The organism is Brachybacterium sp. AG952, assembly GCF_004362645.1.
GTDB classification, from domain to species: Bacteria; Actinomycetota; Actinomycetes; order Actinomycetales; family Dermabacteraceae; genus Brachybacterium; species Brachybacterium conglomeratum.
The window spans coordinates 620,948-635,699 of record NZ_SNXV01000001.1 but is presented as its reverse complement, the minus strand read 5'-3'; the positions used below and the strand labels follow the sequence as shown (position 1 = coordinate 635,699).

The window sequence follows — 14,752 nt, the reverse complement described above, 5'->3', positions numbered from 1 at the left end:
CTCCCCCGCTCAGGAGGGGACGATCTTGCCGGGGTTGAGGTTCCGGCCCGGATCGGTGTCGGCGAAGAGCCCCTGCACCATGCGGGTGCCGACCTCGCCGATGTCCTCGGTGATCCAGGGCTGGTGCTCGGTGCCCACCGCGTGATGGTGGGAGACCGTCGAGCCGAGGTCCACGAAGGTCTGCTGCACGGCGCTCTTGGCGGCGTAGTACTGCTCGAGCGCCTGCTCGTCGGTCGAGTAGGGGAAGGCGAAGGTGAAGTAGAGGCACGCCCCGGCGTGGTAGCTGTGCGACATGTGGCAGAACATGAAGCCGGGCAGGCCCTGCTCCTCCTGCACCGCGTAGAAGGCCTCGAACGCCTTGGCGTGGACCTCGTTGATCTTCGACCAGGTCGCACCGGTGTCGCAGACGTCGCCGAAGACCTGGTAGTTCATCAGGAAGTCGCGCAGGTAGGGGGTGTCGAACTTCTTCTGGTCGTAGATCGCGCCGGGGCCCGCGCCGAGCGTGATGCCCCCGGCGTTCTTCACGATCTTCTTCACGATCGACTTCTGCTGCTCGACGGATTCCTTCGAGCCCTCGAAGCAGACGTAGGAGATCGACATCTCGTTCGTCGTGTCCCAGCCCTTGGAGCGCAGGTAGGAGAACAGCCCGTCCTGCACCTTCGCGGCGACCTTCCCCTTGGTGGAGGTGGGTGCCTTGACCATGGCGAGGCTGAACTCGGTCTCCGGCCCGTCGGAGAGGCGGGTGAAGGTCGGGGAGACGTCGGTGGAGCGGGCGATCGCGTGCATGCCGCGGATGCCGTGCTCCCAGTCGGGGTACATGTAGGCGATGACCTGACGGACCGGGGCGACGCGGTGCACCTGCACCGTGACCTCGGTGATCACGCCGAGACGTCCCTCGCTGCCCAGGATCATCTCGTGCACGCTCGGCCCGGAGTCGCGGCCCGGGATCGGCTTGGTGACGGCCGTGCCTGCGGGATGGACCATCCGCAGGCCGCGGACGATGTCCTCGATGTCGCCGTACTTGTCCGACTGCATGCCGGAGGAGCGCGTCGCGGCCCAGCCGCCGACGGTCGAGTAGGTGAAGGAGTCGGGGAAGTGGCCGACGGTCCAGCCCAGCGCGTTCAGCTGCTCCTCGAGGTCCGGGCCGTACGCGCCCGCCTCCACGCGGGCGAGGCCCGCGGTGTCGTCGATCTCGAGCACCTCGCGCATGCGGCCGAGGTTCATGGTGAGGATCGGGCGCTGCTCGTCGACGTCGGGGGTGACGGAGCCGGAGATGGAGGAGCCGCCGCCGTAGGGGATCAGCACCATGTCGTGCTCGAGCACGAGGCGCAGCACCGCGGCGACCTCGTCCTCGGAGGCGGGGTACACGATCGCGTCGACCAGGCGCTCGAAGCGGCCATTGCGAACGCGGAACAGGTCCGGCAGGGAGCGGCCGAAGGAGTGGACGACCCGGTACTCGTCGTCGTCCAGCAGGTTGTCGGCGCCGACGACGGCGACCAGCGCCTCGCGCGCCGGGGCGGGCAGTCGGCTCTCCGGCACCTCGAAGTCCGACAGCTGCGGCTCGACCGGCTGCTTCGAGTCGAGGTCGACGCCGATCTTGTTCCGCGCGAGCGGGGCGAAGGCGGGCTTGTTGTCGTAGCGGAAGGTGATGTCGTCCAGGCCCCAGCCCCACCACTTGTGCCGCTTGACCTCGCGTGCGCTCAGCCGATCGCTCATGCGTCCTCCTCCTCGTCCCGGACAGCGCTGCCCAGGACCTCGTCGTGGTGCTCGTCGTACAGGTCCTTCACGCTGTCACGGATGCGCGTGATGAAGTCGCTCGCGGGCTCGTCCACCCCGCCCAGCAGCGGCTCGCCGAAGACGACCCGCACGGGCGGGCGGCCCGGCACGGGCCAGCTGCGCCCCTTGGGCATCGCCTCGTAGCCGCCGATGATCGCGGCGGGCACGACGGGGACGCCGACGCCGAGGGCGAGCGCGGCCGCGCCGGCCTTGAACTCCGCCATGGTCCCGGTCTGCTGGCGGCCGCCCTCGGGGAACACGAGGATCGGCACGCCGCTGCGCAGCAGCCTCTTCGAGGTGCCGGCGTGCTTGCGGGAGCCGCCGCGGTCGATCGGGAAGGCGTTCATCATCAGGCGCACGAAGATGCGGCGGTGCCAGTGATCGAACCAGTAGTCGGCGGCCACGCCCGTGGAGAGGAACCTGCCCTGCGTCCAGGGCAGGCTCATCGCGAGCAGCGGTGCGTCGACGTGGCTGGTGTGGTTGGCGACCAGCACGAACGGACCGCGGATGCTCTTCACACGGCGGTGCACCTGCACCTGCGGGCTCACGGCGGAGTTCACCACGGCCCGGAACAGCACCCGCTGCAGCACGAAGCGCATCCCGGCGCGCCAGCCGGAGCGGTACTTGGCCAGCTCGCCCGTCGGCTTCTCCCATCCCTCCCCGCGCGAGCGCGCGGAGAGCGAGGCCAGCAGCCGACGGGAGCGGTCCTTGAGGTCGTCGGCAGCCTTCGCGGTGGCGTCCGCGGCGCGGCTCGAGGCCTCGGAGAACCGTGCCGCGGCCTCGGCCCGTCGCGAGCTCTCCTGCTCCTCGGGCTCCTTCTCGCTGTCCTCGTCGGTCACGCGATCACTTCTCCCGGTTGCGGCGATGGCTGAGCAGCGCGCTGAGCCGCGCGACGAGTCCGCGCGGGGTGGTGCGCAGGACGGCGGAGATCAGCTTCCAGCGCTTCGAGGGGACCGAGACTGGCCTGCCGCGGGCGACGTCGCGCAGGCAGTCCTCGACCAGGCGGTCCGCGTCCAGCCACAGCACGCCCGGGATCGAGGAGCCCTTGATCCCGGCGCGGGAGTGGAACTCGGTGCGGACCCAGCCCGGCATCAGGGCGGTGACCTGCACGCCGGTGCCTGCGAGCTGCACGCCGAGGGACTCGGAGTAGTTGCCCACCCACGCCTTGATCGCGGAGTAGTTGTTCTGGGTGACCAGCGCGGAGACGGAGCCGACGTTGATGATCCAGCCGCGGCCGCGACGGCTCATCCCTCGGCCCGCCGCGCCGCCGAGCTTGAGGACGGCGCGGATCATCACCTCGAAGCCGAGGTCATGGGGGGTGAGGTCCTCGTCGAGCAGGCCTGCGCGCACGGAGAAGCCGGCATTGTTCACGAGGACGTCGACGGGGTCGGTGTCGGACTCGAGGCGATCGGCGACCCGCTGCTGGGCGTCGCGGTCGGCGAGATCCGCGACGATCGTCTCGACGACGACGCCGTGCTCGCGACGGAGCTGCGCGGCCGACTCCTCGAGGCGATCGGGATCCCGCGCGACCAGCACGAGGGCGCTCCCCCGGCCGGCGAACGCTCTGGCGAAGGCCGCCCCGATGCCTGCGGTGCCGCCGGTGATCAGGGCCCTATGCATGGCGGCTACGATACACTAGCGCCGCCCTGACCAGCGCGGAGAAGCCGCCGGGCAGAGACACCGCGGGCGCGTCGCGCGCGCAGGCCCGCCCGGGCCCTGCCGCTGGCCTCCCGGGTCAGTCCGGCACCTCCGCCCCCGTCCCCAGAGGATCCCATGTCGCACACCTCCCCCGCCGCCGCCCCGTCCACCCCCGGGGGCACCGGGGGTCGACGGATCCTGCTCACGGGCGTCACCGGATTCCTCGGCCAGGCCGTCCTGCGCTCGCTGCTGGAGACCACCGAGGACGTCCACGTCACCGCCGTGGTGCGCCCCAAGGGCTCCGTGACGGGCCGCAAGCGCCTCGAGCAGCTGCTGCGCAAGCCCGTCTTCGCCTCCTGGGGCGAGCTGCTGGAGAAGGAGGGCGCGCTCGGCGGCGCGGCCGACGGGAAGGCGCGCCTGAAGGAGATCTTCGACGCGCGCGTCGGCGTGCTCGAGGGCGACCTCACCGACATGCCCGCGATCACCGAGCCCGTCGACACGGTGATCCACTCGGCCTCCTCCGTCTCCTTCGACCCGCCGATCGACGACGCCTTCCGCACCAACGTCGGCGGCGCCCGCAACCTCTACGAGGCGCTGCTGGCCTCCGGCCAGGACCCGCACGTGATCCACGTCTCCACCGCCTACGTCGGCGGCATCTCCAAGGGGCTGCGCCAGGAGGGCTCGCTGCGCTCCGACGTCGACTGGCGCGCCGAGTACGACGCCGCCCTCGCCGCCCGCGAGCGCGTCGAGGCGGAATCCCGGAAGCCCGAGACTCTCCGCTCCCAGATCCGCACTGCGAAGCTGCAGGTGGGCCGCATGGGCCCGAAGTCCGTCGCGAACGTCTCCGAGGAGGCGCGGCGCGACTGGGTCCAGCAGCGCCTGGTCGACTTCGGCCGCACCCGCGCCCAGTCCGTCGGCTGGACCGACATCTACACGTTCACCAAGGCGATGGCCGAGCAGGTCGCCGAGGAGCTGTGGGCAGGGAACGGCCATCGCGTCTCCTTCGTGCGCCCCTCCATCATCGAGTCCGCCATGAAGAAGCCCTACCCCGGCTGGATCGACGGATACAAGGTCGCCGACCCGCTGATCATGGCCTACGGCCGCGGCATGCTGCCGGAGTTCCCGGGCCTCGCGGACTCCATCCTCGACGTGATCCCCGTCGACCACGTCGTGAACGTCATCGTGGCGCTCGCGACCCAGGACGTCTCCCGTCGCGGCGACGACGCCTACTACCAGGTCGTCTCCGGCGCCTCGAACCCGATGCCCTTCCACGAGATGGTCACCGCGGTGCGCGAGTACTTCACGAAGCACCCGCTCGAGGATGAGAAGGGCCGTCCGATCGAGGTGCCCGAGTGGTCCTTCCCGGCGGTGGAGATGGTCGAGCAGCGCTTCCGCGCCAAGGAGCTCACCGCGAAGATCGGCTCGACCGCGGTCGCCTATCTCCCGGCCACCAAGCGCACCCGCGAGTGGACCTCGAACCTGCAGAAGGCCACCTCGGGACTGACGATGCTGCGCAAGTACATCGAGCTGTACCGCCACTACACGAAGACCGAGATGGTCTTCGACGACGCGAACACGCGGGCGCTGCGGGCCGAGCTGCCGGAGGAGTTCCTGGCCACCCACGACTTCGACGTCACCGGGATCGTGTGGAAGGACTACTTCCAGCAGCAGCACCTGCCCGCCGTGACGGAGCTCACCAAGGCGTACTCCCGGGCGAAGTCCGCCCAGAAGCGCCGCGCCTCCCGCCCGACGCCCGAGCTGAACCAGTCCACGGACTCGCTCGCGATCTTCGACCTCGACGGCACCGTGCTGGCCACGAACATCGTCCAGCAGTACTTCGCCGTGGTCCGCGCGACCCGCCCCCGCCGCACCTGGCCGGCCGAGATCGGCGGCCTGCTCGCCGCGGTGCCGGGCTACCTGCGCGCCGACCAGCGCGACCGCTCCGAGCTGATCCGCCTGGTCAACCGCCGCTACAAGGGATACCGCGCCGAGGAGCTGCGCGCCCTCATGAAGGGCGAGGCCGGGCGCCGCATCCGCGCCTCGATCCGTCCGGAGGCGCTGGAGACCATCGAGCGCCACCGCGCCGCCGGGCACCGCACCGTGCTCGTCTCCGGCGCGCTGGACGTGCTGGTCGAGCCGCTTGCGGACCTCTTCGACGAGGTCGTCGCCACCCACATGGACGAGGACAGCAGCGGGGTCATGACCGGCTATCTCGCCACTCCCCCGCTGGTCGACGAGGCCCGGGCGAACTGGCTGCGCAAGTACGCGGACCTGCACGGCGCGGACCTGTCGACCTCCTACGGCTACGGCGACTCCCATGCGGACGCCGCCTGGCTCGCGCTCGTCGGCACCCCCGCCGCGGTCGCGCCGGACCTGGGGCTGTACGCCGTGGCGAAGAAGAAGCGCTGGCAGATCCTGGAGTGGTGAGCCGGGGCTGAGCCGGCGACGGCGTCCCGGCCCGGCCAGTTCAGCCCTGCCCGGCATCGGACAGGTTCGCACCACGCCCACGCCCACGCCCACGCCCACGCCCACGCCCACGCCCACGCCCACGCCCACGCCCACGCCCACATAATTCTGCGTCCTGTGCGTGACCTCAGCCACCTATGGCACGTGAGGTCACGCACAGGACGCATTTGTGTGCGCCCCCTCTGCCGACCGCCCCGCGCACGCCCACCAGGTCCGCTACCCCGTCTCGTGGCAACCCGGCAGGGCGCTCTCCGCGGCCGCGCCTCTCCTCCCCAGGCCGGCCCTGTCCACACCCGAGCCCAGCTTGCTGCAGCCGGTCGCCGGGCACGGCACGCTCGGGGCCATGCACCACGCCAGCGATCTCGTGCTTCCCGCGTCAGCCTGGCCCTGGCCCCGCCCCGTCGGCCCGCCGCAGGGCACCCGGCACCTCACCCAGGAGGAGCTCGGCCTCGCCTCGCGCCGGGAGCTGCTGGCGATGGGATACACCGGACTCCCGGCTGATCCGATCCGTGCGCTCGGGTCGGCTCCGACGCGTGGCACGCGGCTGGTACGGGAACGCGGTCGCAGTCCCGCGGGCCCGACGCGCCCTGCGCCACGGATACCGCCTCACGTGCATCGATGCCGCTGAGCTGCATGGCGTGTGGACCCCGTACCGCGACGAGGAGGAGCGCCACACGCTGCACGTCTACCGTCCGAACGGTTCCACGGCCGCGCCGGGGAGGATGCTGACCCATTCCTCACGCGGCCGGTCGTGGACCGAGCCGGATGCCGTCGCCTCCCTGCCGCTCGCTCTCGAGCATGCGATGCGTTGCCTGAGCGGGGAGCGGGCAGCGATCCTGCTCGAGTCGGCGATGGCGCGTCGACTGATGGTGCCGGCAGAGGTGCAGAGGCTGCTCGATGACGCTCCCGCGGCAGTGCGCTCACGCATCGGCTCGCTGTCCACGGCGAGCGATTCGGGATCGGAGACGCGTGTGGTCCGGTGGCTGCGCCGACGGGGCTTCCAGGTCGAGCAGCAGGTGTTCGTCGACGGTGCGGGCTACGTGGACCTCTACGTCGGCGGGGTCCTGATGGAGATCGACGGGCGCGACGGGCACTCCGGCCCCGACGCCTTCGCGAAGGACCGCCGGCGGGACCTGCGCACGGGCCGGCACGGACTGCAGATCCTGCGGCTGAGCTATGAGCAGGTCTGGCTGACCTGGGAGGACACCCAGGACGCGGTACTCGAGACCATCGCCGAGGTCGGCGCCTTCGGCCGGCGGAAGATGGAGCGGCTGCTGGCGAGCTGAACCGTCGGCTCCCCTGCGTGGCCTGCCCTCTGCCACGTCGGAGGTTGCCACGTCACAGCCCTGACCGTCACCGCCGTTCTCGCCCCCCCCTGCCCGCACACAACTGCGCCCTGTGCATGACCTCAGGAGCCATATGCACCTCAGGTCACGCACGCGACGCAGAATTATGCGCGGGGATGGCGGGCAGGCAGCGGGCGTCGACGGGGTCGGACAGGCCGGGGAGGGGCAGAGCTGCTCACAGCACCGAGGCGAGGAAGCCCTTCAGGCGCTCGGACTCGGGGTGGTCGATGACCTGCTCGGCCGTGCCGGACTCGAGGATCCGGCCCTCGTCCATGAACACGACCTGGTCGGCGACCTCACGGGCGAAGCCCATCTCGTGGGTGACCACGACCATGGTCATGCCCTCGGCGGCGAGGTCCTTGAGCACGGTGAGCACCTCGGAGACCAGCTCGGGGTCCAGGGCACTGGTCGGCTCGTCGAAGAGCATCAGCTCGGGGTCCATGGCCAGCGCCCGGGCGATCGCGACGCGCTGCTGCTGCCCGCCGGAGAGCTCGGAGGGGTAGTGGTCGGCGCGGTCGCCGAGCCCCACCCGCTCCAGCAGCTGGCGGGCCTTCTTCTCCGCGGCGGCCTTCGGCAGTCCGCGCACCTGCACGGGCGCCTCCATCACGTTGGCGAGCGCGGTGAGATGCGGGAAGAGGTGGAAGCGCTGGAAGACCATGCCGATGCGGGAGCGCTGCGCGGCGATCTCGGCGGGACGGAGCTTCTGCCAGCGCCCGTCGGGCAGGGGCTCGGCGCGGTAGCCCTGCACCACCCCGTCGATCAGGACGCGGCCCGCGGTGGGCTCCTCGAGCTGGTTGATGCAGCGCAGCAGGGTGGACTTGCCGGAGCCGGAGGGGCCCACCAGCACGGCCACCTCGCCGGAGCGGACGGTGAGGTCGCAGCCCTTGAGGACGTGGAGGTCGCCGAAGGTCTTGTGGACGCCCTCGACCTGGATCACGACAGGGTTCTCGTCGTTCTGGCTCATCACAGCTCCACCTCCGGGAGCGGGTCCTGCGGGGTCGTGCCGGCGCTGTTCACGGCGGCCTGGCGGGAGCGTCCGCCGCGGCCGGGGCGGGCGGGGGTGCGGGCGTCGAAGCCGCGGCCGAAGTACCGCTCGAGGTAGTGCTGGCCCACCATCAGCACCGAGGTGATCGCGAGGTACCACAGCGCCGCGACGATCAGCAGCGGGATCGGGGTGAACAGCTTGTTGGCGATGCCGTTGGTGGCGAAGGTGAGGTCGAGGGTGAAGGGCACCGCGAGCACCAGCGAGGTGGTCTTCAGCATGCCGATGGTCTCGTTCCCGAGCGGCGGCACGATCACGCGCATGGCCTGCGGCACGATGATGCGGCGCAGAATCGTCCCGTTCCCCATGCCGAGCGCCTTGGACGCCTCGGTCTGGCCCTTGTCCACGGAGTTCAGGCCGGAGCGGATGATCTCGGCGAGATAGGCGCCCTCGTTCAGGCCCAGCCCGATCACGGCCGCCCAGAAGGCGGTGAGCAGGTCGCGGGTGGAGAAGCTCCACAGCTCGGGCCCGAACGGCACCCCGACCACGATCTTGGGGACGATCACGGTGAACAGGCCCCAGAACACGAGCTGCGTGTACACCGGGATGCCGCGGAAGACGAAGATGTACGCCCAGCTCACGCCGCGCAGCACGGGGTTCTCGGAGCGGCGCATGATCGCGGCGGTGAGCGCGACGACGGTGCCGAGGATCATCGACAGCAGGGTCAGCAGCAGCGTCCAGCCGACGCCCTGGACCACCTTCACGTCGAGGAGATAGGTCGCGACGGTGCCCCATTCGAGCACGGGGTTGGTCACGAGGAAGCCGACGAGGCCCGCGGCGAGCAGGGCCACGATCACGGCGGAGATCCAGGTGCCGGGGCGCGGCGCGGCCTTCGCGCGGATCGGGGTGAAGCCGCCCTCGGTCGCGGGACCGGCGGGGCTGGGGGTCTGGGTGGTGGTCACGGCTGGGGGTTCACTTCCGCGGTCGGGATCATTCCTGCCTCGTTGCCCCATGCAGCGAGGATGCGCTCCATGTGGCCGTCGTCGATGAGGTGCTGCACGGCGACGCGGATCGCCTCGGCCAGCTCGGGCTGGTCCTTGGAGACGACGATGCCGTTCAGCGCCGACTCCTCGATCTCGCCGATCGGCTCGAGCGTCCCGCGGGAGCGGGCCACGGCGTAGGCGGTGACCGGGGAGTCGGCCATGAGGATGTCGCCCTTGCCGCCGGCGACGTTGGTCGCGGCGTCGGAGTTCGAGGCGTAGGCGAGCATGTCGTAGCCGCCGAGGCCCTGGTCGCGGCACTCCTGGGAGCGCTCGATGGAGAGCTCCTCCTGGTAGGTGCCGACCTGGAGGGCCACGCGCTTGCCGCACAGGTCGTCGGGGTGGATGTCGTAGGGGTTCCCGGCCTTCACCGCGTAGGAGATGCCGGCCTGGAAGTAGGACACCATGTCCACGGCGGCCAGGCGCTCCTCGTTGACGGTGAAGCTCGACATGCCGACGTCGTAGGTGGAGCCGACGGCGGGGATGATCTGCGCGAACACCGCCGCCTCGGTGCGGGTGGCGAGGCCGAGGACGGCGCCGATCCCGGCGAGGATGTCGATGTCGTAGCCGATCGCCCGCCCGCTCGAGCCGACGAACTCGCCGGGGGCGTAGTTCAGGGCGGCGCCGTTGACCAGCTCGCCGCGCGCGCGGATGTCCGCGGGGACGAGGGCGGAGATCTCGGGGACCTCCTCGATGCCGGAGAGGTCCACCTCGGGCACGGCGTTCGACTCGGCGTCCAGGCGCTCGGAGGCGCGGGTGCAGGAGGCCAGCACCGGGGTGAGCGCGCCCGTGGCGAGGGCCAGGGGCGCGGCGCGCAGCAGGGTGCGGCGACGGGGTCGGAGGGAAGTCACCGATGAATAGTATTCATAACCCTGCATGGCCACAACTCGGTGTCAGGTCCCTCACCCCATCGCGATCGGCCCGGTCGTCGTCGGCGCCTCCTCGCCTCCGGCGTCCTGCGCGGCCAGCTCCTCCTCCGCGTCGAGGTCGACCGCCGCGCCCTCGAACTGGGAGCGGTACAGCCGCGCGTAGGCGCCGCCGGCCGCGAGCAGCTCCTCGTGGGAGCCCTGCTCGACGATGTCCCCCGCCTCCATCACGAGGATCAGGTCCGCGTCGCGGATGGTGGAGAGGCGGTGGGCGATGACGAAGCTGGTGCGGCCCTCACGCAGGCGGTTCATGGCGTTCTGCACGAGCACCTCGGTGCGGGTGTCCACGCTGGAGGTCGCCTCGTCCAGGATCAGCAGGCTGGGCCGGGCGAGGAAGGCGCGGGCGATGGTGACCAGCTGCTTCTCGCCGGCGGAGAGGGTCGATCCGTCGTCGTCCACGATCGTGTCGTAGCCGTCCGGCAGCTGGCGGGCGAAGTCGTCGACGTGGGTGGCGACGGCGGCCTCGATCACCTCGTCGTCGGTCGCGTCCAGCCGCCCGTAGCGGATGTTCTCGCGCAGGGTGCCCTTGAACAGCCAGGTGTCCTGGAGGACCATCCCGGTGCGCTCGCGCAGCTGGGCGCGGGTGAGGTCGCGGATGTCGATCCCGTCGACCGTGATCCGTCCGCCGCCCACCTCGTAGAACCGCATCACGAGGTTCACCAGCGTCGTCTTCCCGGCCCCCGTCGGCCCGACGATCGCGACGGTGTGGCCCGGGTCGGCGACGAGCGAGAGGTCCCGGATCAGCTCGCGGTCGGGGCTGTAGGAGAAGCGGACGTGCTCGAACTCGACACGCCCCTCGCGGATCCCGGCCGCGGCGGTGGCCTCGGTGGTCTCGGGCTCCTGCTCCTCGGCGTCCAGCAGCTCGAAGACCCGCTCGGCGCTGGCCACGCCGGACTGCAGCATCGTCGCCATCGAGGCGACCTGCGAGAGCGGCTGCGTGAACTGGCGCGAGTACTGGATGAAGGCCTGCACGTCGCCGAGGGTGAGCTGGCCGGAGATGATCCGCAGCCCGCCCACGATCGCGATGACGACATAGCTGAGGTTCCCCACGAACATCATCAGCGGCATGATCAGGGAGGAGACGAACTGGGCGCCGAAGGTGGCGCGGAACAGGCGGTCGTTGCGCTCCTCGAAGCGGGCGGCGACCTCCTCGCGGCGGCCGAAGACGGTCACCAGGGCGTGCCCGGTGTAGGCCTCCTCGACCTCGGAGTTCACCACGCCCGTCGCGTCCCACTGCTGGGCGAACAGCTTCTGCGCGCGGGAGCCGACCACGCCCGTGAGCACGAGCGCCACGGGGATCATGGCGAGCGCGATCAGCGAGAGCTGCCAGGAGATCATCAGCATCATCACCAGCACGCCGAGCACGGTGAGGATCGAGTTCACCAGCCCCGTGACGGTGTTCATCAGGGTGTTCTGGATGTTGTCGATGTCGTTGGTGACGCGCGAGAGGATCTCGCCGCGCTTCATGCGGTCGAAGTACTTCAGCGGCAGGCGGTGCAGCTTCTCCTCGACGTCGCGGCGCAGGCGGGAGACCATCCGCACCAGGATCCGGTTCAGGGCCACGCCCTGCAGCCACATCAGCAGCGCGGAGACGGCGAAGAGTCCGACGGCCAGTCCGAGGGTCTGGTAGAGAGCGCCGAAGTCGATGCCCTCGCCGGGGGTGAGGGTCATCCCCGAGAGCATGTCCGCGAACTGCTCCTCGCCCTGGGCGCGCAGCCCCTCGATGACCTGATCGGGGTCGGCGCCGGCGGGCAGCCCCTTCGAGATCAGGCCCGTGAAGATGATGTCGGTGGCGCGGCCGAGGATCCTCGGCCCCACCACGGAGAAGCCCACGGACACGACGCCGACGAGGATCGCGGCGATCAGGTACGCCCGCTCGGGGCCCATCTCGCGCAGCAGGCGCTTGGTCGAGGGCCAGAAGTTCTTCGCGCTCTGGCCCGGACGCAGCCCGCGCTCGGCGTCCTTCTCCGCGGCGATCTCGTCGGCGGGGGTGCTCTCCTCGGTACTCATCACGCCACCTCCTCCTCGACGCCCTGGCTGCGGACGATCTCGCGGTACGTCTCCGAGCTCTCCAGCAGCTCGGCATGGGTGCCCTGCCCGACGATCCGGCCGTTGTCCAGCACGAGGATCAGATCGGCGCCGGTGATGGTGGAGACGCGCTGGGCGACCACGAGCTGGAGCGCGTCGCGGGTCTCGGGCACTAGCGCGGCGCGCAGGCGGGCATCGGTGGTGAGGTCCAGCGCGCTGAAGGAGTCGTCGAAGAGGTACAGCGACGGCTTCGCGGCGAGCGCCCGCGCGATGCAGAGCCGCTGCCGCTGCCCGCCGGAGACGTTCGTGCCGCCCTGCGCGATCGGGGAGTCGAGCTGCTCGGGCATCGCGGCGACGAAGTCCCGGCCCTGCGCGACGGTGAGGGCGTGCCAGAGCTCCTGCTCGTCGGCGGTCGGGTTCCCGAAACGGAGGTTCGTCGCGACGGTGCCGGAGAACAGGTAGGGGCGCTGCGGCACGAGGCCGACCCGGTCCCAGAGCACGCGGGCGTCGAGGTCGCGCACGTCGTGCCCGTTGAGCAGCACGCGTCCCTCGGTCGCGTCCATCAGGCGCGGGACGAGGTTGATCAGGGTGGTCTTGCCGGCGCCGGTGCCGCCGATGATCGCGACGGTCTGCCCGGCGCGGGCGGTGAAGGAGATGTCCTGGAGCACGGGTCGCTCGGCGCCGGGATAGGTGAAGGAGACGTCCTCGAAGGTCAGCTCGATCGGGCCCTCTATCTCGCGGATCCCGTCGGTGCGCTGGTGGACGCTGGTCTCGGTCTCGAGCACCTCGGTGATGCGCTCGGCGGAGACCATGGCGCGCGGGATCATCATCGTCATGAAGGTCGCCATCATCACCGCGATGAGGATCTGCATGAGATAGGCGATGAAGGCGGTGATCGAGCCGATCTCCATCTGGCCGGAGTCGATGCGCGGCGCGGCGACCAGCAGCACGAGGACGCTCGACATGTTCAGGATGAACATGATGATCGGGTTGATGAGGATCATCAGCAGGCCGATGCGACGGTTCAGCTCGGTCAGCTCGCCGTTGACCACGGCGTAGCGCTCCCGCTCGCGGTCCTCGCGCACGAAGGCGCGCAGCACGCGGATGCCGGTGATCTGCTCGCGCAGCACGCCGTTGATGTCGTCGATCTTGCCCTGCATCTGCTTGAACAGGGGCGCCGCGCGCGCGATGAGCAGGCCGACGGCGACGAGCATGACCGGCACCATCACCGCGATCAGCCAGGCCATCCCCGGCTCGACCCGCAGCGCGAGGATCACCCCGCCGATCCCCGTCACCGGCGCCTGGACCAGCATGTTCAGGGAGAAGAAGATCAGCATCTGCACCTGCTGCACGTCGTTCGTGGAGCGGGTGATGAGCGAGGGGGTGCCGAACTCGGCGAGCTCGCGCGGGGAGAAGGAGTTCACGCGGCGGAAGACCGCCTGGCGCAGGTCCTTGCCGACCCGCATCGCGGAGCGGGCGGCGAAGAAGTTCGCTGCGACCAGCGCGATGATGTTCCCCAGCGAGATCACCAGCATGACCCGGCCGAGCTCCCAGATCACGGGGACGTCGGCCTTCGCGACGCCGTCGTCGATGATGTCGGCGTTGAGGGTGGGGAGGTAGAGGGCGGCCAGCACGCCGACGATCTGGAAGAGCACCACGAGGAGCACCCAGATCGCGTACGGCTTCAGGCCCCCGAGCACGAGGCGCAGCAGGGTCACGAGAATCCTTCCGAAGGGCCGTCCGGGCCGGGCAGGATCCGGTCGGCCCCGGAAGCATAGGCACAGGCGCCCGACAGGGGCATCCGACTATCGACGGTTCCGCGCAGGGCGGAGCCGGTGAGCGTCGGGCGGGTCAGCCCGCGGCGCCGCCCGCATCCGAGGCCGCGCCCTCGGGCGGGGCGATGGACATGTCAGTGACGCGCCAGCGCTCCCCGTCCCAGGCGACCGTGGCGATCAGCTGCCCGGTGGCCTCGTCGAGGGCGTTGGCCTGCAGGCTCGGGTCGTCGACGAGGATCGAGGCCTCCTGCGTGAACTGCGCGGTGACGGTGCCGGTCGCGGGCGGCTCCCCGGTGCCGGCGAAGCTGGTGGAGTGCACCTCGAAGGCGCCGCCGGTGAGATAGCCGTCCTGGGCGGCGAGCTGCTCGGCGTTCTGCAGGAAGGTCACGCACACCTGGCAGTTCGGGTCGACCTTGTCCTCCCAGACGGAGATGTCGCCGCTGCTCATCATGTAGTCGTAGGACCCGAGCAGGTAGGTCAGGGTCGCCTCGGCCCCGGCCTCGCTCTGCTCGGTCAGCTCCGCCGGCTCCTCCGGGCGCGGCAGGTCCGGGCGGGGCGGCTGCTCGGCAGGGTCGGCCGTCGGCCGGTTCTCCGGGTTCCCGGGATCGCCGGCGCTCTCGCTCGCCTGCTCCTCCTGACCGCCGGGGTTCAGCAGCTGGGAGATCCCCAGCGCGCCGACGGGAACGAGGAGCACGAGGGCGAGGGCGACGACGATGAGGCGTTGGACCGGGCGGTTCACGGGCTCCACGGTAGAGGACGCGGCCGGGAGGCTCCC

11 protein-coding genes are annotated in these 14,752 nt (G+C 70.7%); 2 read left to right on the top strand and 9 right to left on the bottom strand.

The features are described 5' to 3' along the window. Positions 1-9: 9 nt before the first annotated feature. The 3 genes from DEU31_RS02745 to DEU31_RS02735 are packed head-to-tail and all read right to left on the bottom strand — an operon-like array spanning position 10 to position 3,396. Positions 10-1,716, bottom strand: a complete 1,707-nt coding sequence (locus tag DEU31_RS02745) for an FAD-binding oxidoreductase (protein ID WP_133675623.1) — start codon at positions 1,714-1,716, stop codon at positions 10-12. Next, positions 1,713-2,615, bottom strand: a complete 903-nt coding sequence (locus tag DEU31_RS02740) for a lysophospholipid acyltransferase family protein (protein ID WP_126987026.1) — start codon at positions 2,613-2,615, stop codon at positions 1,713-1,715. Before DEU31_RS02740 ends, DEU31_RS02745 begins: the two co-directional genes overlap by 4 nt. A 4-nt stretch (positions 2,616-2,619) precedes the next feature. Further along, positions 2,620-3,396 carry an SDR family NAD(P)-dependent oxidoreductase gene (locus DEU31_RS02735; protein ID WP_133675621.1) on the bottom strand — a complete coding sequence of 259 codons (777 nt, stop codon included), beginning with the start codon at positions 3,394-3,396 and terminating at the stop codon, positions 2,620-2,622. Between the two features lie 153 nt (positions 3,397-3,549). Between DEU31_RS02735 and DEU31_RS02730 the strand changes: the two genes are divergently transcribed. Both DEU31_RS02730 and DEU31_RS02725 read left to right on the top strand, forming a co-directional pair. After that, entirely contained in the window at positions 3,550-5,841 is a 2,292-nt protein-coding gene (locus DEU31_RS02730) for an HAD-IB family hydrolase (protein ID WP_133675619.1), read from the top strand. A gap of 677 nt (positions 5,842-6,518) precedes the next feature. Next, positions 6,519-7,166 carry an endonuclease domain-containing protein gene (locus tag DEU31_RS02725; RefSeq protein WP_243733693.1) on the top strand — a complete coding sequence of 216 codons (648 nt, stop codon included), beginning with the start codon at positions 6,519-6,521 and terminating at the stop codon, positions 7,164-7,166. 235 nt (positions 7,167-7,401) lie between these two features. Here the strand turns inward: DEU31_RS02725 and DEU31_RS02720 are convergent, their stop codons facing one another. From DEU31_RS02720 to DEU31_RS02695, 6 genes are all read right to left on the bottom strand, one after another. Further along, positions 7,402-8,190 (bottom strand): amino acid ABC transporter ATP-binding protein, encoded by a 789-nt coding sequence (locus DEU31_RS02720; RefSeq protein WP_133675617.1) that lies wholly within the window; start codon positions 8,188-8,190, stop codon positions 7,402-7,404. Then, positions 8,190-9,170, bottom strand: coding sequence for an amino acid ABC transporter permease (locus DEU31_RS02715; RefSeq protein ID WP_133675615.1), 981 nt, complete (start codon positions 9,168-9,170; stop codon positions 8,190-8,192). The genes DEU31_RS02720 and DEU31_RS02715 overlap by 1 nt, the downstream gene beginning before the upstream one ends. Beyond that, complete coding sequence (locus DEU31_RS02710; RefSeq protein WP_010549428.1) at positions 9,167-10,099, bottom strand: ABC transporter substrate-binding protein; 933 nt, start codon at positions 10,097-10,099, stop codon at positions 9,167-9,169. Before DEU31_RS02710 ends, DEU31_RS02715 begins: the two co-directional genes overlap by 4 nt. Before the next feature lie 51 nt (positions 10,100-10,150). Further along, positions 10,151-12,184, bottom strand: coding sequence for an ABC transporter ATP-binding protein (locus DEU31_RS02705; RefSeq protein ID WP_133675613.1), 2,034 nt, complete (start codon positions 12,182-12,184; stop codon positions 10,151-10,153). Next, the gene (locus DEU31_RS02700; protein ID WP_133675611.1) at positions 12,184-13,920 is read right to left on the bottom strand and encodes an ABC transporter ATP-binding protein; all 1,737 of its coding nucleotides are present in this window, start codon (positions 13,918-13,920) and stop codon (positions 12,184-12,186) included. The genes DEU31_RS02705 and DEU31_RS02700 overlap by 1 nt, the downstream gene beginning before the upstream one ends. Before the next feature lie 133 nt (positions 13,921-14,053). Then, positions 14,054-14,716, bottom strand: coding sequence for a DUF6318 family protein (locus tag DEU31_RS02695; protein WP_166649357.1), 663 nt, complete (start codon positions 14,714-14,716; stop codon positions 14,054-14,056). Positions 14,717-14,752: the final 36 nt, after the last annotated feature.

What these genes read in the sequence shown, in the direction of transcription:
- DEU31_RS02745 (WP_133675623.1), bottom strand. Translation starts at nt 1,716, where the DNA reads ATGAGCGATCGGCTGAGCGCACGCGAGGTCAAGCGGCACAAGTGGTGG.
- DEU31_RS02735 (WP_133675621.1), bottom strand. Translation starts at nt 3,396, where the DNA reads ATGCATAGGGCCCTGATCACCGGCGGCACCGCAGGCATCGGGGCGGCC.
- DEU31_RS02730 (WP_133675619.1), top strand. Translation starts at nt 3,550, where the DNA reads ATGTCGCACACCTCCCCCGCCGCCGCCCCGTCCACCCCCGGGGGCACC.
- DEU31_RS02720 (WP_133675617.1), bottom strand. Translation starts at nt 8,190, where the DNA reads ATGAGCCAGAACGACGAGAACCCTGTCGTGATCCAGGTCGAGGGCGTC.
- DEU31_RS02705 (WP_133675613.1), bottom strand. Translation starts at nt 12,184, where the DNA reads ATGAGTACCGAGGAGAGCACCCCCGCCGACGAGATCGCCGCGGAGAAG.